22 protein-coding genes are annotated in these 23,934 nt (G+C 69.5%); 8 read left to right on the top strand and 14 right to left on the bottom strand.

Annotated elements, in window-relative coordinates; translation table 11 throughout:
• Positions 1-401 precede the first annotated feature (401 nt).
• Positions 402-1,976, top strand: coding sequence for a DEAD/DEAH box helicase (locus V7E05_RS09130; protein ID WP_333619349.1), 1,575 nt, complete (start codon positions 402-404; stop codon positions 1,974-1,976).
• Positions 1,977-2,082: 106 nt separating this feature from the next.
• The gene (locus V7E05_RS09125) at positions 2,083-3,459 is read left to right on the top strand and encodes an Rv3212 family protein (protein ID WP_333619346.1); all 1,377 of its coding nucleotides are present in this window, start codon (positions 2,083-2,085) and stop codon (positions 3,457-3,459) included.
• Between the two features lie 78 nt (positions 3,460-3,537).
• Here the strand turns inward: V7E05_RS09125 and V7E05_RS09120 are convergent, their stop codons facing one another.
• Positions 3,538-4,023 carry a hypothetical protein gene (locus V7E05_RS09120; RefSeq protein ID WP_333619345.1) on the bottom strand — a complete coding sequence of 162 codons (486 nt, stop codon included), beginning with the start codon at positions 4,021-4,023 and terminating at the stop codon, positions 3,538-3,540.
• Positions 4,024-4,809: 786 nt separating this feature from the next.
• Here V7E05_RS09120 and V7E05_RS09115 point away from each other — a divergent pair.
• The gene (locus tag V7E05_RS09115) at positions 4,810-5,058 is read left to right on the top strand and encodes a WhiB family transcriptional regulator (RefSeq protein ID WP_333619344.1); all 249 of its coding nucleotides are present in this window, start codon (positions 4,810-4,812) and stop codon (positions 5,056-5,058) included.
• Between the two features lie 159 nt (positions 5,059-5,217).
• Here V7E05_RS09115 and V7E05_RS09110 read toward each other — a convergent pair whose 3' ends face one another.
• Positions 5,218-5,433, bottom strand: a complete 216-nt coding sequence (locus V7E05_RS09110) for a biotin/lipoyl-binding carrier protein (RefSeq protein WP_333619343.1) — start codon at positions 5,431-5,433, stop codon at positions 5,218-5,220.
• 236 nt (positions 5,434-5,669) lie between these two features.
• On the opposite strand from V7E05_RS09110, the gene V7E05_RS14320 reads away from it, so the two are divergent.
• Positions 5,670-5,744 carry a 50S ribosomal protein bL37 gene (locus V7E05_RS14320; RefSeq protein ID WP_442891645.1) on the top strand — a complete coding sequence of 25 codons (75 nt, stop codon included), beginning with the start codon at positions 5,670-5,672 and terminating at the stop codon, positions 5,742-5,744.
• A 120-nt stretch (positions 5,745-5,864) separates the two neighbouring features.
• On the opposite strand, the gene V7E05_RS09105 is transcribed toward V7E05_RS14320, so the two are convergent.
• Positions 5,865-6,224 carry a hypothetical protein gene (locus tag V7E05_RS09105; protein WP_333619342.1) on the bottom strand — a complete coding sequence of 120 codons (360 nt, stop codon included), beginning with the start codon at positions 6,222-6,224 and terminating at the stop codon, positions 5,865-5,867.
• Between the two features lie 4 nt (positions 6,225-6,228).
• Positions 6,229-7,035 carry a sigma-70 family RNA polymerase sigma factor gene (locus V7E05_RS09100; protein WP_442891644.1) on the bottom strand — a complete coding sequence of 269 codons (807 nt, stop codon included), beginning with the start codon at positions 7,033-7,035 and terminating at the stop codon, positions 6,229-6,231.
• 94 nt (positions 7,036-7,129) lie between these two features.
• Between V7E05_RS09100 and V7E05_RS09095 the strand changes: the two genes are divergently transcribed.
• Complete coding sequence (locus tag V7E05_RS09095) at positions 7,130-7,666, top strand: YbaK/EbsC family protein (RefSeq protein WP_333619340.1); 537 nt, start codon at positions 7,130-7,132, stop codon at positions 7,664-7,666.
• A 52-nt stretch (positions 7,667-7,718) separates the two neighbouring features.
• Here the strand turns inward: V7E05_RS09095 and V7E05_RS09090 are convergent, their stop codons facing one another.
• Positions 7,719-8,678 (bottom strand): SOS response-associated peptidase, encoded by a 960-nt coding sequence (locus V7E05_RS09090; RefSeq protein ID WP_333619339.1) that lies wholly within the window; start codon positions 8,676-8,678, stop codon positions 7,719-7,721.
• Between the two features lie 38 nt (positions 8,679-8,716).
• Between V7E05_RS09090 and aroA the strand changes: the two genes are divergently transcribed.
• The gene (aroA, locus tag V7E05_RS09085) at positions 8,717-10,120 is read left to right on the top strand and encodes a 3-phosphoshikimate 1-carboxyvinyltransferase (protein ID WP_333619338.1); all 1,404 of its coding nucleotides are present in this window, start codon (positions 8,717-8,719) and stop codon (positions 10,118-10,120) included.
• Positions 10,120-11,196 carry a ribosome small subunit-dependent GTPase A gene (gene rsgA, locus V7E05_RS09080; RefSeq protein ID WP_333619337.1) on the top strand — a complete coding sequence of 359 codons (1,077 nt, stop codon included), beginning with the start codon at positions 10,120-10,122 and terminating at the stop codon, positions 11,194-11,196. The genes aroA and rsgA overlap by 1 nt, the downstream gene beginning before the upstream one ends.
• Positions 11,197-11,286: 90 nt before the next feature.
• On the opposite strand, the gene V7E05_RS09075 is transcribed toward rsgA, so the two are convergent.
• Genes V7E05_RS09075 through V7E05_RS09065 form a run of 3 tightly spaced genes read right to left on the bottom strand, consistent with a single transcriptional unit; the run spans position 11,287 to position 13,742 of the window.
• On the bottom strand, positions 11,287-11,805 hold the full coding sequence (locus V7E05_RS09075; RefSeq protein WP_333619336.1) for a DUF6912 family protein: 519 nt from the start codon (positions 11,803-11,805) through the stop codon (positions 11,287-11,289).
• A gap of 49 nt (positions 11,806-11,854) precedes the next feature.
• Entirely contained in the window at positions 11,855-13,321 is a 1,467-nt protein-coding gene (locus tag V7E05_RS09070; RefSeq protein WP_333619335.1) for a wax ester/triacylglycerol synthase family O-acyltransferase, read from the bottom strand.
• Positions 13,322-13,334: 13 nt separating this feature from the next.
• Positions 13,335-13,742 (bottom strand): HAD family hydrolase, encoded by a 408-nt coding sequence (locus V7E05_RS09065; RefSeq protein ID WP_333619334.1) that lies wholly within the window; start codon positions 13,740-13,742, stop codon positions 13,335-13,337.
• Between the two features lie 186 nt (positions 13,743-13,928).
• Between V7E05_RS09065 and V7E05_RS09060 the strand changes: the two genes are divergently transcribed.
• On the top strand, positions 13,929-14,522 hold the full coding sequence (locus V7E05_RS09060) for an Rv3235 family protein (protein ID WP_333619333.1): 594 nt from the start codon (positions 13,929-13,931) through the stop codon (positions 14,520-14,522).
• Positions 14,523-14,655: 133 nt separating this feature from the next.
• Here the strand turns inward: V7E05_RS09060 and secA are convergent, their stop codons facing one another.
• From secA to mtrA, 6 genes are all read right to left on the bottom strand, one after another.
• Entirely contained in the window at positions 14,656-17,421 is a 2,766-nt protein-coding gene (secA, locus tag V7E05_RS09055) for a preprotein translocase subunit SecA (RefSeq protein ID WP_333619348.1), read from the bottom strand.
• A 293-nt stretch (positions 17,422-17,714) separates the two neighbouring features.
• The gene (gene hpf / locus V7E05_RS09050) at positions 17,715-18,452 is read right to left on the bottom strand and encodes a ribosome hibernation-promoting factor, HPF/YfiA family (RefSeq protein ID WP_333619332.1); all 738 of its coding nucleotides are present in this window, start codon (positions 18,450-18,452) and stop codon (positions 17,715-17,717) included.
• A gap of 347 nt (positions 18,453-18,799) precedes the next feature.
• The gene (locus V7E05_RS09045) at positions 18,800-19,528 is read right to left on the bottom strand and encodes a ComF family protein (RefSeq protein WP_333619331.1); all 729 of its coding nucleotides are present in this window, start codon (positions 19,526-19,528) and stop codon (positions 18,800-18,802) included.
• Between the two features lie 38 nt (positions 19,529-19,566).
• Complete coding sequence (locus tag V7E05_RS09040; RefSeq protein WP_333619330.1) at positions 19,567-21,327, bottom strand: LpqB family beta-propeller domain-containing protein; 1,761 nt, start codon at positions 21,325-21,327, stop codon at positions 19,567-19,569.
• A complete protein-coding gene (gene mtrB, locus V7E05_RS09035; protein ID WP_333619329.1) occupies positions 21,324-23,246 on the bottom strand; it encodes an MtrAB system histidine kinase MtrB in 1,923 nt (640 codons plus the stop codon). Before mtrB ends, V7E05_RS09040 begins: the two co-directional genes overlap by 4 nt.
• Positions 23,243-23,923 carry an MtrAB system response regulator MtrA gene (mtrA, locus tag V7E05_RS09030; protein WP_333619347.1) on the bottom strand — a complete coding sequence of 227 codons (681 nt, stop codon included), beginning with the start codon at positions 23,921-23,923 and terminating at the stop codon, positions 23,243-23,245. The genes mtrB and mtrA overlap by 4 nt, the downstream gene beginning before the upstream one ends.
• Between the last annotated feature and the right edge of the window lie 11 nt (positions 23,924-23,934).

The following is a 23,934-nucleotide window of genomic DNA, read 5'->3' as shown; positions in this document are numbered from 1 at the left end:
CTTCTCGTCGAGCTCGGTGGTGACCTTGAGCTCGCGTCCGCTGTCCTTGAGTCCGATGGTGAGCAGCATGGCTGTTCCTCTCCCGTGGTAGATCGCTTGTTTCTACGTTTCTTTCGTCCCTGTCCGGCGATGACGACGGACGTCCCCGTCCGCCATCGTCGCCGCCATTTCTACCTATATCTACCCGCATCGCGCCCCAGGGCGCCGCCGGGGTCGCCGCCTCCGACGGTCCGTGGACGGCCTCCGCACCCGCCACGCTTCCGCCGCGGGGCCATGATCGCCCCTCCGGGACGATAGGATCGGCAGGTGGACACGCCGGAGTACCCGCCGGCGGACACGATGCCGAATGCGCTCCCGGCCCCTGGCGGACTCGGGCACACGGCGCGGCGAGAGGAAGCACCCTGAGTACGAGCGACAACGGAACCCACGACGACACCGAGACGGGCGCCGGAGCAGACCCCGCCCCCGCGACATTCGCGGACCTCGGCGTCAACCCGGCGATCTGTGGATCCCTCGCCGAGCGCGGGATCACCTCCCCGTTCGCGATCCAGGAGCTCACCCTCCCCATCGCGCTCGAGGGCCGCGACATCATCGGTCAGGCCCGCACGGGCATGGGCAAGACCTACGGCTTCGGCATCCCGCTACTCGATCGCATCGCCGCGGGCAAGGTCGCCAAGCTCGACGGAACCCCGCGCGCTCTCATCGTCGTCCCCACCCGCGAGCTCTGCCTCCAGGTCACCTCCGATCTGCGCCTCGCCGCCGAGGACCTCGAGGTGCCGAAGACCGCCCGCTCGCGGACCGCCACGCGTCCGCTCGCCGTCGAGGCCATATACGGCGGCACCGGCTACGACCCGCAGAAGGAAGCGCTCGCCGCGGGCGTCGACGTTGTCGTGGGCACCCCCGGTCGTCTCCTCGATCTCGCCAACCAGAAGGTTCTCGACCTCTCGAAGGCCGAGATCCTCGTCCTCGACGAGGCCGACCAGATGCTCGATCTCGGCTTTCTCCCCGATGTCGAGTCGATCCTCCACCTCGTCCCCGAGGTGCGCCAGACCATGCTGTTCTCGGCGACCATGCCGCAGCAGATCCTCACGCTCTCGCGCCGGTTCCTCACCAAGCCGATGCACGTTCGCGCCGAGTCCGCAGAGTCTGCACCGACGCACGAGCGAGTCCGCCAGTTCGTCTACCGCGCGCACAACCTCGACAAGGCCGAGGTCATCTCGCGCATCCTCCAGGCCGACGGCCGCGGCGCGACGATGATCTTCACCCGCACCAAGCGCGCCGCCCACAACCTCACCGAGGACCTGCGCGAGCGCGGCTTCAAGGCGACCGCGATCCACGGCGATCTCGGGCAGGCAGCCCGCGAGCGCTCGCTCGAGCGCTTCCGCTCCGGCAAGGCGAACGTACTCGTCGCCACCGACGTCGCGGCCCGCGGCATCGACATCGACGATGTCACGCACGTCATCAACTACCAGTGCCCCGACGACGAGAAGACGTACATCCACCGCATCGGGCGCACCGGGCGCGCCGGCCGCGAAGGCACCGCGGTGACCCTCGTGGACTGGGACGACCTGTTCAAGTGGTCGCACATTGACAAGGCGCTCGGCCTGGAGAAGCCCGAGCCCGCCGAGACCTACTCGACCTCGCCGCATCTCTATTCCGATCTCGGCATCCCCGAGTCCGCAGGCGGCCGCGTCGGCCCGCCCCCGGCCGATGCGGACTCGGATTCGGGTCGGCGCGGAGGAAACGAGAAGGGCCGCCGCGGTGGCCAGGGCGGTCGCGGTGGCCAGGGCGGTCGCGGTGGCCAGGGCGGTCGCGGCCCGAATTCCGGAAGCGGCGGGAATGACGGCGGACGCCGCAATACCCGCGACGGCGACAACGCCCCCTCCGGAGAAGGAGAGGCGCCGCGCCGCCGGCGTCGCCGCCGCGGGGGTGGCGGCGGAAACGATGGCGGCGGAAACGGCAACAGCGCCGACTAGCCCGCGCCCGCCGGGATTCGGGCACGGCCGGTCGTTCTCGACCGGCGCGTTCGCCTCGAAGCTCCGCTCGATAGGCCCCGCCACTTCCCCGAACTAGGATTCCGCTGTGCCCACGACGCCGACCACCGAACCCCGCCCCGAGCCCTCCCCCGGCGACGACTCGCAGGCGCCGCCCCAGAAGCGCCGCGGTACGCGGACGCCAAAGGGCCTGTTCGCCGCGGCCTCGGAGCGTTCTACGCGCGCGGACAAGATCGCCGTCGGGGTAATCGGTGCGTGCGTCGTCATATGCGTGGCGGTGGTCCTCGGCACCGGTTCGGCCCGCACCGTCCATCACGAGGCGGCCGCCGAGCCACAGCCCGAGTACTCGCCTGCGCACTCCGACCCACAGGAGCTGCAGGAGCTGTGGTCGACTCCGAGCCTGCGCGAGGGCGCGCCGCTCGTCTCGGACGGGAACGTCTTCTCGACCACGGAGAACGGCATCCAGGCGTGGGAGGCCGGCGTCCAGAACGCGGAGTGGTCGTATTCGCGCTCGGGCACCCTGTGTGCCTCGCAGTTCTTCTCCGGCGAGATCGTCACAGTGTTCACCGGACCCGCCGGCTGCAGCGACGCCACCGCATTCGACGCCTCGACCGGCGAGTACTCGAGCGGGCGGCAGTCGGCGTTCGCCGATCACATGACCCTGTGGGGCAACGGCTCCAACCTCCTCGCTCTCGGCCCGGACCGTCTCGAGGTGTGGCGCGACGACCTGGTCCGCACCGTCGAGTACGGCGCGGTCGCAGCGCCGCAGGAGAAGAACCAGCAGCCGCGCCACGGCTGCGGCTTCCAGTCCGCGAACCTCGACTCGGAGGATTTCGTCGTCGCCGAGAAGTGCCCGGAGGACCCGGAACACGTGCGGGTCACGGTCTCGAGCCTCGTGCCCGAGGACAGCCGTGTGCCCGAGGAGGAGACGTCGGTGCTCACGGAGTTCTCGCAGTTCCACCTCATCGGCCTCACGGAGGGGCGCGAGTCCGTCGGCGTCGCCGAGCGCGACGGCCAGTGGATGGTGGTGCGGCTATCGGCCGCCGGGCGCTCGGAGATCCTCGAGAACCTCGACGGCGAACCCGCTCTCCTGCCGAGTCCCGAAACGGTCGCGCAGGAGCCGGGCCAGTTCCGCTGGTTCGACGGTCGCAGCACCCACGCCTATGACGCGCGCAACGCCACGTCCCAGTGGGTGATGGACAACGTGACGGGCCCTGGGCACGGCCTGGGCACGACGACCGGTACGCGCGACGGATCCGGCACCGCCGCGAGCGCGGTACTCGTGCCCAGCACGAGCGGGGTGGTCCTCGCGGGCGTCGCCGACGGCGCGATCCGTGCCACGCTCCCCATGGACGCCGCGCCCTCCGCGGATCACGCCGTCGTGGGGCTGTCCCAGATCGGGAACATCCTCTACGCGCAGCACGACGGAACTCTCACGGCCTACAAGATGGTGGGCTCGGAGTAGCTGGTCGGGAGGGATGCCCGGGGCGGATAGGCCCGCGCGGCGGAGTCGTAAGTGGTCGAAGGCCCCTGCCGGAGGCCGCTACGCCGCGTACCACTCCAGCGATTCGCGCCGGAACAACGCGAAGAGCGCCGCAATCGCGGAAACGCCGACCACGACCCCGGCGGCCCACTGCTTCGAGCCCACGCCGAGGTAGTAGGCGACGGGCAGGAGAACGAGCTGGGCGATGATCACGAGGCCGCGCCCCCAGCGCTTCCCGCGGAGCAGACCTAAGCCGGCCGCCGCGAGTGCCCCGCCCATGACGACGAACCACACGGCGGTGCCGTAGCCGCTGATCTGGACGGTGTCCTCGTGGTGCCCGAGGGCCGCGTGGATCACCAGGTACACGGCGAAGCCGAGGAGGAGCGCCCCCTGGACGGCGGAGATCGTGCCGGCAAGACGCACGGGTCGCGGGACGTCGATGCCGCCGGAAAGCGCGCCACCGGACGGTCCCGCGCTAGTACGGCCGTCGGCGCCGTCTGGGGTTCCTCCGGCGCGGCGCGGCGCTGGGTCGTCGTCGTGAGTCACGCCCCAAGGCTATGCGACGAACCCTGGGGCCGCGCTTTCGGACCGGCCCGGAAGCGCACGACGTCCGGTACAGCGCGCGTGCACCCGGCACACGGTCAACCACCGAAGTCGCGTGGTAAAGGGTTACATTCGGATGAAAACCGTCCCCAGGACGGGCCCGCGGAGGCGGAGGCAGCTCGTTCGGGCGCAGCAGAATCGAAGTGTAATGCCCGGCCCCCTGCCCGAGATCGGGTCTTCTACCTGTACTGATAGCTCCAGCGCAGCATCTAGAAACTAGGTAAACCTTAGCTTGCAAAGGTTTTCCTGGCGGACCGATTTGACATACACCGGAAATTCACTTTCGGTTTAGTGAGATGCGCCACTCATGGCAAAAAATCCATTGACTTCCCGCGAGAAAGTGGCACCATATTCCGTAACAGCGCAGTAACGCGGTGTTTGCCGGTCCTTAACCGTAAGGCGTACGAAATCCCGCTTTCGGCCGAGCCTGCTTCTACAGCGATGTAGGGGCCGCTGGGTACGGCGAGCCCAATATTCACCTATCGAGGAATCCCCGCAGAGCGAATCGCTCAGCCGGTTCCCGCAATGGCGCTCGTCAGGCAAGCACCACCAAGCCCTCGACCCGAGGCGCGGTGGGCTCACATCAATCATGGCACCTTCTGTGTGCCTGCAACAAATGTGCGCCCGAAACCCGTCTCCCGCCGTAGGTGTGCGCGAGTTCGAAGCAAGTCGAAGACAGAGCAAGAACAGCACGCAACCGCACCCGCATCGTTCCCAAAGGAGACCACCATGGACTGGCGCCACAAGGCCATCTGCCGCGACGAAGACCCCGAGCTTTTCTTCCCGGTCGGTAACTCCGGCCCGGCTCTCGCCCAGATCGGCGAAGCCAAGAAGGTGTGCAACCGTTGCCCCGTCGCCTCCGACTGCCTCGCCTGGGCCCTCGAGTCCGGCCAGGACGCCGGAGTCTGGGGCGGCATGAGCGAGGACGAGCGACGCGCGCTCAAGCGCCGCCGCACCCGCACCCGCGCCTCGGTCTAGAGCGCGCCGCACCCGGCCCCGCCGCCCGGCAGTCCCCCACGGACTGCCGGGCGGCGTCTTATATTTCGACGCATTCCCCAGCGGGCCGTCACGCCCGAGTGCAACGCCCCGGCCGGCCCCTCCCCTTGCGAGTTCAACGGGAACGACCGATCGAGGCCGCTACTCGAGGACGACGAGCGCGTCGCCAGCCTGCACCACATCGCCCTTCGACACCGCGATCTCCGCCACCGTGCCGCCGATCTCGGCGAGCACGGGGATCTCCATCTTCATCGACTCGAGGAGCACGACCGACTGTCCGGGCTCGACGCGCTGCCCCTTCTCGACCTGCACCTGCAGAATGCTCGCCACCATCTCCGCGCATACCTTTTCGGTCATGTTCCACTCCGTTCGCTCGTCGCGCCCGCCCGCGCCCCGGCCGGGGTTCGCACGCGATTCAACAGTCCCTGTTATTCCTCGTGACCTGTTGAATACTATGCCACCGGCCCCTGCCGGGGCGCGGCGCCCGGTTGCCGCGCCTACGCCTCCGAGTACCGTGCCGTTTTCCGAGCGATGCGCAGACGTGCGATAATCGACGACATTGCACAGTGTTCGCCACCCGAAAGGAGACACCCATGGGCAAGCGTGGACGGAAGAAGAAGTCGCGCCGCAAGTCCAATGCCAATCACGGCAAGCGGCCCAACTCCTGATCGACGCTCGGGCAACCGAGCCGATCCGGTGAGTTAAACCGACGGCGCCCGCCGTCTCCCCACTCGGGGATGACGGCGGGCGCCGTTCATTTCCTCGTGCCGGCTTCGTCGGCCGCGGCCTCAGCCCTCGGAATAGCGCGTGACCCGCACGCTCTGCTCGTGCACCAACTGCGTGCCGTCCTCGGAGACGGCGGTCGACGAGCTGTAGCACGTCTCTTGGATCCACCTGCCGACCTTGCTGCGCAGGTGCTCCGGCGCACGCTCCCCGCACGAACGCGTGAGCATGCGCTTGAACAGCTCGTCTGCGGCAACGGTGTCCGCGCACGATGGGCAGCATGCTGCGATCTTCGCGCGCAGCTCCGCGCACTCGGTTCCGTCCGCCCCGGCATCGGCCTCGAGGCGAGCGAGCTCGCGGCGGAGGCCCTCGCAGCCGCCGTCGGCGTGGTCGTGGGCATGATCATTGGCGTGTCCGTGTCCCACGGCCCTACGCCTCCTTCCGTGCGAAGCCGCGGTCGACGGCAACATCGTGGAGCAGCTCGCGGAGCTGCTTGCGCCCACGGTGCAGCCGGCTCATCACCGTACCGAGCGGCGTGTCCATGATCTCGGCGATCTCCTTGTACGGGAGACCCTCGACGTCCGCGTAATACACGGCCATCCGGAACTCCTCGGGCAGCGCCTGGAGCGCGCTCTTGATCTCGTCGTCGGGGAGGCGATCCATCGCCTCGACCTCGGCCGAACGCAGCCCAGTCGAGCTGTGCTCGGCGGCCGCCGCGTACTCCCAGTCCATGATCTCGTCGGTGGGGTACTGCGCGGGCTGGCGCTGCTTCTTGCGGTAGTGGTTGATGTAGGCGTTGGTGAGGATGCGGTGCATCCAGGCGCGGAAGTTCGTGCCCTTCCGGAAGCTGTCGAAGGCCGCGAACGCCTTGGCGTACGCCTCCTGAACTAGATCCTCGGCATCGGCCGGGTTGCGGGTCATCCGCAGGGCAGCGCCGTAAAGCTGATCCAGCAGCGGCATCGCGAGCTCCTGGAACTCCTGCGCCTTGGCATCAGAAGCATCGCCGGGCTCGGCGGCGCGGCCTGCACCGCCGGAGCCCCCTGATCCCTCCGCGGACCACGCCGGGGTCGGGGCGTCTTTCGCCACACGGGCTCCTTTCGCCGATCGTGCGAACGAGTCTAGTCGCACTACCTGCAGATCCCGATCCTGCGCCTCGCTCCGGGAACGTGGCGCCTCGAGCACAGTGTTCACCAGCGACCTCCTTCTCGACCGGCACACACGTGTGTGCCTTTTCATCGGGGAAAACGCACCGGGCGGGGAGCGTATTCCCGCTCTTCGCCTCACGCGCCCCGGATCGGCCCGGATCGCCCCGGGATTAGGCTCGGGGACCATGAAGAAGAAGGCAGCCGCCGCGACACCCGCGCTCCGAGTTCTCGAGGATGCTGGAACCTCGCATACGACTCACACGTACACCTCGGAGGGCACCGATTTCGGCGCGGAGGCCGCGGAGGTCATGGCCGAGCGCCTCGGCGTCGGCGCGAATCGGATTTTCAAGACGCTCGTGGTCGAGCTCTCGGGGGCGAAGGCGCATGGCGGGGGACGGGCAGCGGGCCTCGCCGTCGCCATGGTTCCCGTCGATGCCCACCTCGACCTCAAGGCCGTCGCGGCGGCGCTCGGCGCATCCAAGGCCGCGATGGCGGACAAGGCCGAGGCGCAGCGGGTCACCGGGTACGTGCTGGGCGGGGTCTCCCCTCTCGGGCAGAAGAAATCGCTACGCACCGTGATCGACGATGCGGCCTGGGAGGCCGCGGAGGCCGGGCACACGATCTTCTTTTCGGGCGGCAAGCGTGGCCTCGAGATCGAGATGGCACCGGCCGAGCTGGCGGAGATCATCGGGGCGAGCAGGGCGTCCTTGGCGGTGCGGTAGCTCCGACGTCAGGGGGCGATGGTGCGCGCCCCACGGCGGGCGGGGTTCCCGCCTACGCCGACCACCATTCGGGCGCTGCGACGGGCTCGAGGAGCTCGGGGCCGTCGTTGCGCACCGAGGAGACGGAGCGGGAGACGGGGCGGATCTCGATCCGCTCGGCCCAGGCCGCGAGCTCGTCGGCGTCGACGAGATCGAGCGGGTCCGTGATCGCTCCGGAATCCAGCCACGCGTCGAGCCGATCGGCGGGCACGACGAGCGGCATTCTGTCGTGCACCGCGCGGAGCGGGCCGAGAGCGGCCGTCGTGAGGATCGTGCACGAGTACAGGGTCGCGCGCTCGAGGGCCTGCGGAGACTCGGGGGCATCGGCGCCCGCCGAGGACGTTCGCCCGCTCTCCCCCGCATCCAAGTCCCCATCCGCGTGCGCGAAGAGGTCGGGCTCCTCGGCGCTCTCCCCGTGGTGCTCCGGGGCGTCGACGAAATCGTCGAGTTCGGATTCGGGCACCTCCCACGACTCCCACAGCGCGGCCATGTGGAGTCCCTCGTCGCCCGGGAGCGACATGAAGAAGGGCTGCTTCGGCGTCTTCTTGCCGGCGCCCGCACCCGCAGCGTCCGCCGACGGCGGAACGGGAACCCATTCGTACCACCCGTCCATGGGGACCACCGCGTGACGCCGCCGGACCGCGGAACGGAAGGAGGGCTTCGTCGCCGCGGTCTCCGACCTCGCGTTGAACAGCGTGGGCAGCTTCGCGCGGTCCTTGGTCCACGACGGGATGAGGCCCCAACGCATCGCGCGGAGTTCCCGTCCGCTTTCCTTTGCCCCGGCGCCGTCCTGCACGGACTCGGTGAGCACCGGGATGGTGGTGGTGGGCGCGATGTTGAATCGGGGTGATCGCGCACCGGACGCCGGCAGCGCACCTGCGGGCGGGGCGGAAGCCAAGTCCACCGCATCGAGCTCGAGCGCCAGTTGCGCAGGATCGGACTGGAGCGAATAGCGGCCGCACATGAGGCTCATCGTGCCACGGCCTCGTGCGATGGGCGACAATGGACGACATGAACACCCAGGTCCCTTCCGCGAATGCCGCAGCGCCGAGCCCTGCGCGTTGGTCCGCCCCCACGGCCACTGCACCCGTGCGCGCCACCGTCGCCGTGCCGGGGTCGAAATCTCTGACCAACCGGATGCTCGTCCTCGCCGCTCTCGCCGACGGCCCCTCGCGCATCCGCGGGGCGCTGAGCAGCAGGGACACCGAGCTCATGTGCGGTGCGCTCCGCGCGCTCGGCGCGACGATCGACGCCGAAGAAGGTAGCGGCGCCTCGAACCCCGCGGAGTCCGGTGTCGCGGTCCCGGATCTGCTCGTGACCCCGGCCCCGCTGCGCGGGGCCGAGATCGACTGCGGTCTCGCCGGGACGGTGATGCGCTTCGTCCCGCCCGTCGCCGCGCTCGCTTCGGGAACCTCGACCTTCGACGGCGACCCCGCCGCGCGGCTGCGTCCCCAGGCAACGATGCTCGGCGCGCTGCGCTCGCTCGGCGTGGACGTCGACGGCGACACCCTCCCCTTCCGCGTCGAGGGCCGGGGCTCGCTCTCCGGCGGGGACGTCGAGCTCGATTCCTCCGCGTCCTCGCAGTTCGTCTCCGGTCTACTCCTCGCCGCCGCCCGGTTCGACGAGGGGATCCGGATCCGCCACGTGGGCTCGGGCGCCGTACCCTCACAGCCGCACATCGACATGACTCTCGAGGTGCTCCGCGAGGCGGGCGTCGCCGCGTCGAGCCCCGAGGCCGGCGTGTGGGAGGTCGCCCCCGGCTCCATCGCCGGCCGCGAGTGGGTCGTCGAGCCCGACCTCTCCAATGCCACGCCGTTCCTCGCAGCGGCCGCCGTCACGGGCGGCGAGATCCGCGTGCCGCTGTGGCCCCTGCACACCACCCAGGCCGGGGACGCGTTCCGCGACATCTGCGCCCGCTTCGGCGCGCGGGTCCGCTTCGAGGACGTCGACGAGGCCGCGGGCACCGCGACGTGCGTGGTGCAGGGGCCGCCACCCCTCGGCGGTTCGAGCAGCGGCCTGCAGGGCGTGGACCTCGACCTGTCCGCAGTGGGCGAGCTCGCCCCCACCATCGCCGCGATGGCCGCGTTGTCCACGGGCCCGTCCTCGCTCCACGGGATCGCGCACCTGCGCGGACACGAGACCGACCGTCTCGCCGCGCTCGAGGCGGAGATCCGCGAGCTCGGCGGCGAGGTCGAGGTGCTGCCCGACGGCCTGCGCATCCATCCCCGCCCGCTGCAGCCGGGACCGTGGCGCGCCTACGCGGACCATCGGATGGCCACCGCCGGGGCGATCATCGGGCTCCTCGTGCCCGGCGTCGAGGTCGACGACATCGGCTCGACCGCGAAGACGCTCCCCGATTTCCCGGCGCTGTGGCGGGCGATGCTCAGCGATTCCATGGCGGAGGGAGAGGCGTAGTGGCACGGCGGGCACGGGATTTCGACGAGTCCGACGTCCGGGTGCGCCCCGGGAAGGGCTCGCGCCCGCGCTCCAAAATCCGCCCGAGCCACGACGACGCCCACCGCGCCTTCGTCGTCTCCGTCGACCGCGGCCGCTGGGGCTGCGTGCTCATCGGCCCCGATGCGAAGCACCCCGGCGACACCGGCCCGAGCGACGACGATACGGCCGCCGCCTCCGGAGCGGGCACCGAGATCGTCGCCATGCGGGCGCGCGAACTCGGTCGCACTCCGATCGTCGTCGGCGACGAGGTCGGGGTCGTCGGCGACCTCAGCGGCGCCCCCGGTTCCCTCGCGCGGATCGTTCGGGTCGCCGAGCGCTCGTCCGTACTCCGCCGCACCGCGGACGACACAGATCCCTTCGAGCGGATCGTCGTGGCGAACGCCGAGTACCTGCTCATCGTCGTCGCGGCCGCGGAGCCCACCCCGCGCGCCGGTTTCGTCGCCCGCGCGCTTGTCGCCGCCTATGCCGGCGGCTTACGCCCCATCCTCGGAGTCACCAAATCGGACCTCGCCGACCCGGAGGAGTTCGTCGCCGAGTTCGCGGCCCTCGACCTCCCGGTGGTCACCGTCGGGGTGGACGACGACCTCGGCCCGCTGCGGGAGACGATCGACCACACCGTCACCGCGCTCATCGGGCATTCGGGCGTCGGGAAATCCACGCTGGTCAACCGGCTCGTCCCCGAGGCCGACCGCGCGACGAGCGAGACCTCCGGGGTCGGCAAGGGCCGACACACCTCGACCCAATCCGTCGCTCTGCGGCTCCCCGACGGCGCCGGCTGGGTCGTCGACACCCCGGGCATCCGCTCGTTCGGGCTCGCGCACATCAAGCCCGAGAACGTCCTCGACGGCTTCTCCGATCTCCTCGAGATCGCCGCAGACTGCCCGCGCGGCTGCACCCACCTCGGACCACCGACGGATCCGGAGTGCGCATTCGATACCGTCGCCGACCCGGCGGTCCACCGCAGGGCGATGGCCGTCCGCGCGCTGCTCGCCGCGCTGCACTCCAACGACCAGTGGGCCATGGACTTCGACTGACGCAGGTCGTCCCGGTAGAGGCGGCCTCCGACGTCATCCACCTGGCCCTGCCCGGTGGCGCCGCGCGGAGGCGGCACCGTAATGGCCCCGCTAGCCCAGCTCGACGAGGAACGGCAGCTCGACCGGGTCGAACCAGGCGAGCTCGGCATCGAGGGCATCCCCGACCACGAGCTCGGCGTCCTCGTCCCCGAGATCGGCCTCGTCGATGACAGCGGCGGCCTTGACCACGAGTTCCGCGTTGGACTCCATATCGACGTGCACGGCCCGGAGCACGGGGTTCGCCACCCGCGGGGTCTCGAGACGCACCACGGCTGTGTCGAGATCGGGGCGGAGGGTGTACTCGCCTTCGGGGAGATCGACGGAGACGACCACGCGGCGCGGCGCGGTCTGCGGGCTCTCCCCGCCGACGCCCTCGGCCTCGAGAAGACGGAGGCTCGCGAGCGCGGCCTCCTTGAACGCCGCGTGCTCGATCTCCTCGGAATCGCCCTCCGAGTAGGACTCGACCAGAGCGGGGGTCGCGGCGAAGGCCGTGCCGCTACGCACGGGCATCTCGCCGTCTTCAACGAGGGTGCCGAGCATGGACATCGTGGCGGGGATGAAAATTCGCACGGGGTCGGTTCGTCCTTTCACGTGGCGGGCTGGACCTGCGTGGACGAACTTACCCCTCGGCGGGTCCGCCCACCGCCGTGGCGCGGCTCGAAGACGGCTCGGTGTATTCGAGTTCCGCGATCGACATCGCGACGAGCTCGCCGATCTCGTCGACGTCCGGGACCACCGAACGGTCGGAGGTGAACCCGGCGTAGACCATGCCGTCGTAGCTCGTGAGGCCCACGGCGAGCCCCTGTCCCGGGAGCAGGGCGGGCACGGGGTACATCTCGAACAGCTCGCCTTCGGCCCAGTACATGCGGTGCTGCGGGCCCGGCGCGTTGGTGACGATGAGGTCGTAGCTGCCCTCGGGGACGAGCCGGGCGGCGCGCACGCCGAGCGCGTGGAGCGTGGCCGGGGAGAAACCGCCGAAACCGGCGAGCGCCTGGGCGCCGACGGGATTCGACGAGCTCGCGAAGGCCGCGGTCTCCCGGGCGATCTGCGCGAGGCGGACGCGCGGGTTCGTCTCGCCTATCGGCAGGGGGATCACCGCAGACGCGATGTCCGTGCCCTCGACACCCGTGGGGTCGAGGAGTTCCTCGCCGAAGTCCGGGTTCTCCCCGTCGTCGGCCCCGGCCTGCACGGCGAGCGGAACCATGACGTTGAGGATGTCGGCCGTCGCGAGCGGCCGGCCCCACGACTGCACCCAGGAGCGGAGCGCACCGGCGAGCACACACAGCACCACGTCGTTGACCGTGCACTTGTGACGCCGAGCGATGCCGCGCACGGAGGCGAGCGGGAAGGAGGCGAAACCCACGCGCGAGCCGGTGGAGCGGCGGGTGTGGAAGGTATCGGCGACGCCGGCGTGGCCTGGGCGCAGCGGGGAGGTCACGGCCGCGAGGAGCGAGGAGCCCGCCTTTTCGGCGCGGCCGAGAACGATCCCGGCGCGGCGCAGCGGATCGAGCGGATCGGCGATGAGCGCGGTGAGCGCGTCGACCACGAGCACACCGTTGCTCGGCGAGCTCGCCGGGGACCACGTGGGAACCTCGATATCGTCGCGCTCCGCCGGGGTCGAGCCGAGGAGGAGCTCGGTGAGGTCCGGGTAGTTGCGTCCGTCGACGAGCGCCTGGTGCGTCTTCGACAGCACGACGATCCGGTCCTCGGCGAGGCCCTCGATAAAGTACAGCTCCCACAGCGGGCGCGAGGGCTCGAGCGGCCTGTCGATGATCCGCGCGACGAGATCGGCGAGCATCCGCATCCCGCCGGGCACCGGCAGAGCGCTGCGGCGCACGTGGAAGCTCAGGTCGAAGTCCTTGTCGTCCACCCACACCGAGCGGCCGAGGACGAAGGGTACCGCGCGCACCTTCTGCCGGTAGCGCGGCGCGAGAGCGAGGCGGGAGTCCACGAACTCCATCAGGGCGTTCATGTCCCAGCCGCGCGGCCGCTCAATGATCGCGATGGAACACACCGCTCCACTGCGCGAATCCGCGGGGTTCCCACCGATCAGCGCGAAATCGGAAACCTCGATCCGCTTCGCCACCGCCGATCGCCCCCTATTTGCCCAGCCCGAACAGGCTCCGCAACTCCACGGCTTGCCTCTCGAACGCCTGATAGAACACGCCGATCATACCGATCTGCACTGCTCCATGGACGTTTTCGATCGCATCGTCGACGAGGACGCACTCGCGCGGGCCGAAGCCGAGGACATCGGCCGCGTTCTCGAACGCCTGCGCCTCGGGCTTCTCCACGCCGGTCTCTCCCGAGAGGATCACCGTGTCGATGCCGTAGAACGTCGTCGCATCGTCCTTGACCCGCTGCGCCCCCGGCCCCTGGGGTTCGTTGCTGAGAACGGCGAGCTTGACATCGTTCTCCCCGATCTCCGCAAGCAGCTCGCGCCAGCCCTGGCGATCCTCTTCCGTGCCGTCGAGCACGCCGAAGTAGTCCACGATTAGTCCACGCATGGCTATCAGACTAGATGGCGGCGGCGATCGGTGCAGTACGAGGCTCGCCTGCCTGCCCGCCTGCAACGCGGGCCGATGGCTGCTTCGAGCTCTCTTTCCCGTATGACGGTGGACGTCCCCGTATCCCCGGAGGCCGCCGCCGGTAGCTCCCCCTCCCGGGGCGCCGGGCGCGATAGCGTCGCGCTCATGAGGATCGCAGAGGATTCGGCCCCGCCCCGCGTGTGCCCGTTGCCGCCGAGCGAGCCGCCGTGGGAAGTCGACGCCCCGCGGCCGGCGCCGGCGGCCGCCGCGGGGGCGAATGCCGTGCGGGCAGCGGCGGGAGTCGAGTCGGCAGGCCCGCCACGGTCCGCCGCGCCCGAGATTCCGCTGGCGCCTCCGCCTTCGCACTCCACACCATCGCGCGATACGCAGCGGGATCTCCTCGCCGCGCGCCGGGTGCTCGCGCTCATCCTCGAGGTGGTCGACGGGCGGCGGCCGCCGTCACGCATCGCCCGGCTCCTCGATCGCGCTGCGCGCATCCACGTCGAACGCCTCGCGGCCGAGGCGGCCGTCCGCAGGGGCCGGGAGGCGGCGACGCTCAGGACGGTGACCGTCGCGGCCACCTCTACCCCGGCCGCGGCGAGGTGCACGCAAAGGTCTCCCGGCACCGCCGTGGCTCCCGCACGCCTCGAGGTTTGCGCCACTTATGCGCGCGGGCTCCGCCTCTACGCGATGGCCGCGCGGATCGAGATCGCCGCGGACGGCACACTGCGCTGCTCCGGACTACGCATGCCCGTCTGATCCCTTCCGGCGCCCGCGCCCGGAGCCATCACCGGGCCCGCCGCATATGAAAGCCGCGGCCCCACCGGATCATTTTCCGGTGGGGCCGCGGCCTACGTACCGGGTGCGTACTTCGCTCGGCGTGCGCCGTCGCTTAGCCGCGCGCCTTGCGCTTCTTGCTCACGGGCGAGGTCGATTCGAGCACCTCGAGCCGCTCCTTACGCGCCTCGCGCTTCTGCTTCTTCTCGCTCGCGCGGCGCTCGCTGCGGTTGCCCGAGGCCAACTCGTCGACCTCCGAGGACTCGCCCGCCTCGTCCGGGCCCGTGAAGTGGAGATTCTTCTGCCCCACCCCGCCGTCGAGCCCACCAGTGGCCAGCGCGGCCGCCTGCGCGGCCGACGGGCCCGTCTGGACTTCCTGCACCTTGGCGTTGAAGACGAAGCCGACGGTCTCCTCGCGCAGGCCCTCGAGCATCTGCGTGAACATGTCGAAGCCCTCGCGCTGGTACTCGACGAGCGGATCGCGCTGCGCCATCGCGCGCAACCCGATGCCCTCCTTGAGGTAGTCCATCTCGTAGAGGTGCTCGCGCCACTTCCGGTCGAGCGTCTGCAGCATGATCCCGCGCTCGAGCTCGCGCATCGCCTCGTCGGCGCCCTCGCCCGTGCGGCCCGAGGCGGCGATGACCTCCTCCTCGCGGCGGTCGTAGGCGGCGTAGATGTCGTCGAGGATCGCGTTCTGGAGATCCTTCGGGCTCAGATCCCCCTTGGGACCGTACTCGTCGCCGTCATGGATGCCCTTCGCGGTGATCGAGATCGGGTACAGCTGCCCGAGCGCCTCCCACAGCTTCTCGAGGTCCCAGTCCTCGTAGTAACCCTCGACGGTCGCACCCGCGACGTACGCCTCGACCACGCGGTAGATGTAGCCCTCGATCTGCAGGTGGATGTCCTCGCCCTCGAGGATCTCGTTCCGCTGCTTGTAGATCTCCTTGCGCTGGGCGTTCATCACCTCGTCGTACTTGAGGACGTTCTTGCGCATCTCGAAGTTCTGCGCCTCGACCTGGCCCTGCGCGTTCTTCACGGTGCGCGAGACGATGCCGGCCTCGATCGGGACATCGTCCGGGAGCTTCATCCGGTTCATGATCCCCTCGACCGCGGCGCCGTTGAAGCGGCGCAGGAGGTCGTCACCCAGAGAGAGGAAGAAGCGGGACGCGCCCGGATCGCCCTGACGGCCCGAGCGGCCGCGGAGCTGGTTGTCGATACGGCGCGAATCGTGACGCTCGGTGCCGAGAACGAAGAGGCCGCCGGCCTCGCGGACCTTCTCCCCCTCGGACTTGGTGAGCTCGCGCATCCGCTCGATCTCCTCGTCCCAAGCGGCCTCGTATTCATCCGGCTGCTCCACCGGATCGAGTCCGCGCTTGCGGAGGTTGAGGTCGGCGATGATGTCCGGGTTGCCACCGAGCACGATGTCGGTGCCGCGGCCGGCCATGTTCGTCGCCACGGTGACCGCCTTCAGGCGGCCCGCCTGGGCGATGATCTGCGCCTCCGAGGCGTGGTACTTCGCGTTGAGCACGTGGTGATCGATGCCCTGCTTCGTGAGCATCCGCGAGAGCTGCTCGGAGCGGTCGACCGAACCGGTGCCCACGAGGACCGGCTGCTTCTTCTCGACGCGCTCGGCGATCTCGGAGACCACGGCGATGAACTTCGCCTCTTCGGTCTTGTAGATGAGGTCCGACTGGTCCTCGCGCTGGACGGGCTTGTTGGTCGGGATCTGGACGACATCGAGCTTGTAGATCTGGCTGAGCTCGGCGGCCTCGGTCTCCGCCGTGCCGGTCATGCCCGCGAGCTTCTCGTAGAGGCGGAAGTAGTTCTGCAGCGTGATAGTGGCGAGAGTCTGGTTCTCGGCCTTGATCTCGACGCCCTCTTTGGCCTCGATGGCCTGGTGCATGCCCTCGTTGTAGCGGCGACCGTCGAGCACGCGACCGGTGAACTCGTCGACGATGACGACCTCGCCGTTGCGGACGATGTAGTCCTTGTCCTTCTCGAACAGCTCCTTGGCCTTGACGGAGTTATTGAGGTAACTGACCAGAGGCGAGTTCGCCGACTCGTAGAGGTTGTCGATACCGAGCTGGTCCTCGACGAACTCGACTCCCTCCTCGGAGATGCCGATGGTGCGCTTCTTGCGGTCGACCTCGTAGTGCTCGTCGATGTTCATCAACGGTGCGAGTCGAGCGAACTCCTTGTACCAACGGCTCGAGGTCGCATCGGCCGGGCCGGAGATGATGAGCGGCGTCCGGGCCTCGTCGATGAGGATCGAATCGACCTCGTCGACGATGGCGTAGTTGTGGCCGCGCTGCACGCGCTGCTCGATCTGCATCGCCATGTTGTCGCGCAAGTAGTCGAAGCCGAACTCGTTGTTCGTTCCATACGTGATGTCAGCGGCGTAGGCCTCGCGGCGCACGTCCGGGGACTGCTGCGAGAGGATCGCGCCGACCTCGAGCCCGAGCCAACGGTGCACGCGGCCCATCCACTCGGAGTCGCGCTTGGCGAGGTAGTCGTTGACGGTGACCACGTGGACGCCCTTGCCCTGCAGGGCGACGAGGTAGGCGGGGAGGACACAGGTGAGCGTCTTGCCCTCACCGGTCTTCATCTCCGCGACGTTGCCGGCATACAGCGCGATGCCGCCGACGATCTGGACCTCGTAGTGGTGCTGACCGAGGACGCGGAACGATGCCTCTCGGGCGACAGCGAATGCCTCGATGAGAAGGTCGTCGAGCTCCTCCCCCTCCGCGATTCGCTTTTTGAACTCGGCGGTCTTCGCCTGGAGCTCTGAGTCGCTCAGGGCCTCCATCTCCGTGGAGAGGTCCATGATTTTCGCGGCGAGGCCTCTATAGGCCTTGAGCTTCCGGCCTTCGCCGACGCGCATGATCTTGCTGAGAAGGGCCACTGGTGAATACGTCCTCGGAATCTGGAAACTATCGTCCTGCTCTCGGCGCGCGGATCCCGCCCTCGGGGCGAGGCGCACCTCGGCCCATCGTAGTCGTAGGCCCCGTATTGCTCCATATGTACGGCGCGATGCCCGCGTGTCGCGGAGTCCGAACGCGGGCGGCACCGCCCGCAGGCGGCGGCGCCCGCGAACCGGTGACGGAAGCGTTCTCGCCTCCCCCGGCCCGCAGGCGCCGCCCGGCATGCCCGCCGTAATTCGAGCTCCGGCCTCCCCTAGTCGAGGATCGCCGAATCGTCGCGCTCGTCGGAGCTCGTGCTCAGCTCGTTCGAGTCGACGAGGCTGATGATTCCGTAGTCGAAAGCGTGCCGGCGGTACACGACACTCGGCACCCCGGTCTCCGCGTCGCGGAAAAGGTAGAAGTCGTGGCCCACGAGCTCCATCTGCGACAGTGCCTCGTCCACGGTGATCGGGTCGGAGTTGTATGACTTCCGGCGCACGATCCGACCGGGTCCGTGGTCGTCCTCCCCCTCGCTCGCGTATTCGTCGAGCGTCTCGATCGGCGCGGACATCTCCGAGAGCTCCGCGGTCGCGGCGGCGACGGAGGTGGGCTTGCGGTGTCCACTGTGGCTGATCTTCTTCCGGGTCCGCGCCTTGCGGATCTGCCGCATGAGCTTGGACACCGCGGCGTCGAGCGCACTGTAGAAGGAATCCTCCGCAGCCTCGGCCCGCGCGACGCCCGACTTCGAGCGGACGGTGATCTCGATGCGCTGCCTCGTGTCGCCGTGCCGCGGGTTCTTCTCGTGGAGCAGGACCACGTCGAACCGGGTGATCGTGTCGGGATTCATCTTCTCGACCGGAGCGAGCTTGGAGTGGATCCTGTCGACGAAGTGATCGGGTACCTGGACGTTGCGTCCACGGATCCGCACCGTGGCCGCGAGCTGGGCATCGTCGATATCGTCCGGACCGTCGAACGTCGTGGGATCGAGCTCGACAACGGGGGTCTTCGACATAGGAAGCTCCTTCCTGTGGGCCCCGCAGCCGCAGAACGCCCGCGACCGCGGTGCGCGGTGAAGTGCCGTGCATACTCGCGCCGGCACCGGCACTGAACAGGAAGGAAACGCCGACGCCGAGGCCGGGTCTACCCCAGAAGGAATCGGTGTATTCCTTCCCGTAACTCACCTTAACCCCTGGCGACGAGAAAGTGCCGGGGAGACGAAATCTTTTGTCTGGAGGTAACCGGGAGGTAATCAGTTCGGGATTCTCGGGCGGGAGCCTGTCGTGATTTCGTTCGGGATTCCGGTCTTCGACCCGGCCCATCAACCCGGCTGACAACACGGCCGGTTTCCGGTGCGCCGACTCACGCCGCGCGCAGAGCGATCCCCGCCCCCGCTGCGATTCCGCCCGCGGTCAGCGCGCGGCAACATTCGGCGAGGGTGGCGCCCGTGGTCACGACATCGTCGACGAGCACGACGTGGAAACGTCCTTCGCGCAACCCCGCCCAAACCCGCGCGGGCTCCTCCGCGGCCCGCAGCCGCGGCTCCCGCACCGGCACGATCCGGCCGGCGAGGTTCTCGGCCCGCTCCCCGGCGGACAGCCCAGCCGCATCGCGCACCCGCCCGCTTACGGCGAGCAGCTGGCCCATGACGACGGACCCCGGAGGCGCCGCGGCGGAGAGAATCCCCGCCGTGACGGAGCACCAGCGCGCGACGTGGTCGAAGCCGCGGCGGCGGATCGAGCCGCGCGAGGCCGGGGAGGGCACGAGGGCGAGTGGTATGTCCGCCGGTTCCGGGAGTTCGCCCCGGCCGATGAGCTCCCACGCGAGCCGCGCCGCGCACTCGCCGATGTCGTCGGCGAGGCCGATTCGCCCGCGCTCCTTGTACGCGTTGACCACGTTCTCTGCGGCGCCGCCGTAGCGGCCGCACGTGAACACGGACACGGGGACATCGGCGCGGAGGCGGACCCTTGTGGGAGTCCCGCGGAACTCCGCCGTGCACGCGGGGCACAGCTCGGCGCCGCGGGCCCCACACGCGGCGCATTCGCGCGGGGCGACGAGGTCTGCGGCGGCCGAGAACGCGTCGAACACCACGGCCGCCTGACCCCTCGCCCGGCTGCTTCTCGGCCCTGCTACCCGTGAACCACGGGGAAGGCGCGGATCCCGGAGAGGCCGGGCACCTCCTGCCAATAGCGGGCCGCATCGTCGGCCTCGGTATCGAGCTCGAGCAGGGAGCGCTGGTCGAGGGCGTAGATGTGGCTGCCGGAGGACGCGACCGCGTCGATGCGGGCGGAGATGTTGCGCCCGGACTGCGATTCGGTCATCGCCCCGTCGACGGTGATCCGCGCGACCGGCGCGTCGACCGCGGACCGTCCGACGAGGATCGAGTCGCGGCCGAGCCAGCCCACCGAGGTGATCGTGTTGTCGAGCGACTGGCCCACGCGCAGGGGCGCGCCGAGCACCGGCTCGTTCGCGCCGTAGCGGATGACGGAGATGTACGCGTGCCCGTCGGCGACGAAGACGAGCCGAGTTCCCGTCGGGTCGAGCGCCATGTCCGAGACCGTTCCGCCGACCGAGTCGATCGCGTCCTGCCCGACGGTGCCTGCCGAGCCCGGATCGCTGGGATCGGAGAGCCTGGAGACCTTGCCATCGGCGCCGAGGAACCACAGCGAATTGTCGACCTGGCTCCACGAGGGCGAGGTGATCCCGGGGCCGCGGAGGATGTCCGCGGGCGAACCGTCGAGCGGGCCGATCTTGAGTACCGCCCCGGATCCGGAAGAGGCGCCGTCGCCGGCGACGAGCGCGAGCTGCTTGCCGTCGGGACTGAGCCTGGCATAGCGGGAATCGGCGATGCCCGACCATGGGCCGCCGAAGCGCTGCGCGGCGCTTCCGGTGAGCCGGACGAGGCCGTCCGCGCTAGTGAGCACGTACTCGAGCTGCCCGCCGTCGGGGTTCGGATCGAAGGACTCGACGTCCTCGACGCTCCAGCCGCCGGAGTGGCGCTCGTCGATCGGGGCGCCGTCTCGCTCGAGGCGGTAGGGGCCCGGGACCTCGGCGTCGCTGAGCGTCCACACGACCTGCGCGGCGAACTCCTCGATCTCCTCGCTCGACATGGTCTGCAGGCCCTGGAAATCGACCGTGGTCCCCGATTCCTGGTTCCCGTCCGTCGGCGAGGGCCGCACCGAGACCGAGGGGCCGAGCCGGTTGGACACCGTACCGCGCAGCGAGGTCCGTGGATCCCCAGCGATCATGTTGAGCAGCGAGGGCGCGACCTCGGAACTCGACGCGCTGAGCCAGCGGGGGTCGGGCACCAGCTGTTTGCGGCCCGGGTCGAGGAAGTACAGGTTGTGCATCGAGTAGCTCGAGTAGAAATCGGCCCGCTCCATGACGACGCCTGGCGGGATCGAATCGATGCGCCATTGCCCGTCGACGCGGACCAGCTCGATCTCGATGTTGACCTCCCCCTCCTCCGAGGTGAAGACGCCGCCCGCACCTAGGTCGCCGACCTTCTCCCCGGTGAGCGTGTATGTTGCCGTGTCCGCGGTGCGGCGGCCCGACGCGCTGAGGTCGGCGCGGAGCACGACGGCCGCCGAGGCCGAGTCGTCCCACTTGTCCGACGCCTGGGACGTGAGGAACTGGCGGGCCGCCTCGTGGCGCTGGTCCGGCCGGGAGGACGCCTTGACGAAGTCGCGGACGAGGAGGTCGGGCTCCTGATCCGGAACCGGCGAGGGCACCTGGACACCGCTGGCCTTGGGAGCGAAGGTGTCGATGACCTTCGGGGTCGAGGTCGAGGGCAGCGAGACGCACCCCGCCAGTCCCAGGGAGGCCGCCATCGCCAGGGCGGCGGACGATAGCGCGCGCCTGCGCGTGATGACTCTGCGGTTCGCCGTCATTCCTGCCCGTCCCTCCCTTCGGTGTCGGTCTCGTCGGTCGCAGTCTTGTCCACGTCTCTATCCTTGCCCGCGGCCGCGGCGGTGTGTCCACGCGATCGCTCCGGGCCGTCGCCCCGCGAGGTCGACTGGGTCGCGCGGTTGTCGGCGGCGGGATCTTCGTCGAGTTCCGGATCGAAACCGGAGTCGGGTTCCTCGCCGAAGCCTTCGTCGAATTCGTCCCACTCGGCCTCAGCGACGGCGACCGAACGGGTCTTCGCCGAGGCCTCTGCGCCGGAGTCGGTCCGGCCGCCACTCGCCACCGGGTTCGCCGGCACGATCGCGCTGGTGACCTCCACCTTCGGCGGGACCGCATCGCGCGGTGGCAGCGGGAATGGGGGCTCACCCATCTCCTGGTCCAGGTAGCGCGGAATGGTGAGGCGGAAGCACGCGCCGTTGCCGGGCTCGCCCCAGCAGTCGAGGGATCCGCGGTGCAGCTTCGCGTCCTCGAGGCTGATGGCGAGGCCGAGTCCCGTGCCGCCCGAGCGACGCACGCGCGAGGGGTCCGCGCGCCAGAAGCGGTTGAACACGAGCTGGGCCTCGCCCGGCTTGAGGCCGACACCGTGATCGCGCACCGCGTACGAGATCGTGTCGTCCGAATACTCGACGTAGAGACCCACCGGGCGACCCTCGGAGTGGTCGATGGCGTTGGCGAGGAGGTTGCGCAGCACCCGCTCGACGCGCCGCGGGTCGATCTGGGCGATGACGGCATCGTCCGGGATCGACGTGGTGACCTTGGTCTTCGCCTGTTCCGCGAGGTGGTACACGGTGTCGAGGGCGTCGAAGGCGGCCGAACGCGCATCGACCTCCGATGCATCGAGCTCGGCGACGCCGGCATCGTGCCGCGAGACCTCGAGCAGGTCCGTGAGCAGGGCCTCGAAGCGGTCGAGCTCGGACTCGAGGAGCTCGACCGCCCGCTTCGTCGGCGGCGAGAAATCCTCTGCGTCGTCCGAGATGATGTCCGCCGCCATGCGCACCGTGGTGAGCGGCGTGCGCAGCTCGTGGGAGACGTCGGAGGTGAAGCGCTTCTGGAGGTCGCCGTATTCCTCGAGGCTGTGGATCTGCTCGGCGAGCGATTCCGCCATCGAGTTGAAGGCGATACCCATGCGCGCCATATCGTCCTCGCCACGGACGACCATGCGTTCCTTGAAGTGCCCGCTCGAGTAGCGGGCGGCGATCGACGCCGCTTGCCGCACCGGGAGCACGACCTGCCTGGTGACGATCCACGCGATCGCGGCCGAGAGCAGGATGATCGCCAGGCCCGCGGTGAAGATCGTGTTCTGCATGATCCCGAGCGTCTGCTGCTCGGCGCTGAGCGGGAACACGAGGTAGAGCTGCAGGTTGGGGATGCGCGAGTCCGTCGGCGTGCCGATGATGAGCGCCTTGGTGACCTGCCCACGAAACGAGACCGTGGCGAACTGGGAGGCGATGCGCCCCTGCTCGACCTGGTCCTGCAGCTCCGTCGGAATCTGCGCGCCCACGGGGCTGACCACCTGGTCGCGGCCCGCGCTGCCCGGGGCGACGAGGATCGGATCGAACGTGCCCGCCGAGGTCGCCTGCTCGCCGTCGGTGATCCCGCGGTCGCCGAGGGAGTTACGGGCGGCGTCGAGGCGGGACTGGTCCGGCGACGCGTCGTCGGTGGCCGCGATCTGCATCTCCACCGTGGCGCGCATGCGGTTCGTCTGGTCGACGGCCGCGGAGAGCTTCGACTGGAGCAGCGATTCTGTCATCTGCTGCATGAGCATGAACGCGACGATGATGATGACGACGAACGACAGCGCGAGGGTCGAGGTGACCACCCGCAGCTGCATCGATCGCCGCCACGCCCTCCGCACCCGGGAGATCAGATGGCGCAGCCACGATCCCACTGCGGCAAGCCTCACTGGACAGGGCCCGCCTTATATCCGACGCCGCGAACGGTGCGGATGATCTCGGGGTTCTCCGGATCGCGCTCGATCTTCGCGCGCAGCCGCTGGACGTGCACGTTGACGAGGCGGGTATCCGCCGGGTGCCGGTAGCCCCAGACCTTTTCGAGGAGGACCTCGCGGGTGAAGACCTGGCGGGGCTTCCGAGCCAGCTCGACGAGCAGCTCGAACTCGAGCGGCGTGAGCGGGATGGCCTCCCCGTCGCGGATGACGGAGTGCGCGGGGACGTCGATGGAGACGTCGGCGATGTGGAGCACCTCCGCCGGCTCGTCCTCGCCGCGGCGGAGGCGGGCGCGAATGCGGGCCACGAGCTCCTTCGGTTTGAACGGCTTGAGGATGTAGTCGTCCGCGCCGGACTCGAGCCCGAGGACCACATCGACCGTGTCGGTCTTCGCGGTGAGCATGACGATCGGCACCCGAGAGTCGACGCGGATCTCCTTGCAGATGTCGATGCCACTCATGCCCGGGAGCATGAGGTCCAGCAGGACGAGGTCGGGGCGGACCGCGTTGAAGGTGTCGACGGCCTGGGAGCCGTCGCCGACCACCGTCGGCTCGAAGCCCTCGCCCTTGAGGACGATGGTGAGCATTTCGGCCAGCGCGGCGTCGTCGTCGACAACCAGAATCTTCGGGCTCATGACCTCTACTT

The sequence above is a fragment of the Dietzia sp. genome (assembly GCF_036741115.1).
GTDB lineage: Bacteria > Actinomycetota > Actinomycetes > Mycobacteriales > Mycobacteriaceae > Dietzia.
The sequence above is the reverse complement of the archived record's forward strand: the minus strand, read 5'-3'. Positions and strand labels throughout refer to the sequence as shown.

Excerpts from the sequence above, each read along its gene's own strand:
- V7E05_RS09095 (WP_333619340.1), top strand. The coding sequence starts at position 7,130 with ATGAAGAAGAAGGCAGCCGCCGCGACACCCGCGCTCCGAGTTCTCGAG.
- hpf (WP_333619332.1), bottom strand. The coding sequence starts at position 18,452 with ATGTCGAAGACCCCCGTTGTCGAGCTCGATCCCACGACGTTCGACGGT.
- V7E05_RS09100 (WP_442891644.1), bottom strand. The coding sequence starts at position 7,035 with ATGAAAAGGCACACACGTGTGTGCCGGTCGAGAAGGAGGTCGCTGGTG.
- V7E05_RS09090 (WP_333619339.1), bottom strand. The coding sequence starts at position 8,678 with ATGAGCCTCATGTGCGGCCGCTATTCGCTCCAGTCCGATCCTGCGCAA.
- V7E05_RS09065 (WP_333619334.1), bottom strand. The coding sequence starts at position 13,742 with ATGCGTGGACTAATCGTGGACTACTTCGGCGTGCTCGACGGCACGGAA.
- secA (WP_333619348.1), bottom strand. The coding sequence starts at position 17,421 with ATGCGCGTCGGCGAAGGCCGGAAGCTCAAGGCCTATAGAGGCCTCGCC.
- V7E05_RS09060 (WP_333619333.1), top strand. The coding sequence starts at position 13,929 with ATGAGGATCGCAGAGGATTCGGCCCCGCCCCGCGTGTGCCCGTTGCCG.
- V7E05_RS09110 (WP_333619343.1), bottom strand. The coding sequence starts at position 5,433 with ATGACCGAAAAGGTATGCGCGGAGATGGTGGCGAGCATTCTGCAGGTG.
- mtrA (WP_333619347.1), bottom strand. The coding sequence starts at position 23,923 with ATGAGCCCGAAGATTCTGGTTGTCGACGACGACGCCGCGCTGGCCGAA.
- V7E05_RS09115 (WP_333619344.1), top strand. The coding sequence starts at position 4,810 with ATGGACTGGCGCCACAAGGCCATCTGCCGCGACGAAGACCCCGAGCTT.
- V7E05_RS09040 (WP_333619330.1), bottom strand. The coding sequence starts at position 21,327 with ATGACGGCGAACCGCAGAGTCATCACGCGCAGGCGCGCGCTATCGTCC.
- aroA (WP_333619338.1), top strand. The coding sequence starts at position 8,717 with ATGAACACCCAGGTCCCTTCCGCGAATGCCGCAGCGCCGAGCCCTGCG.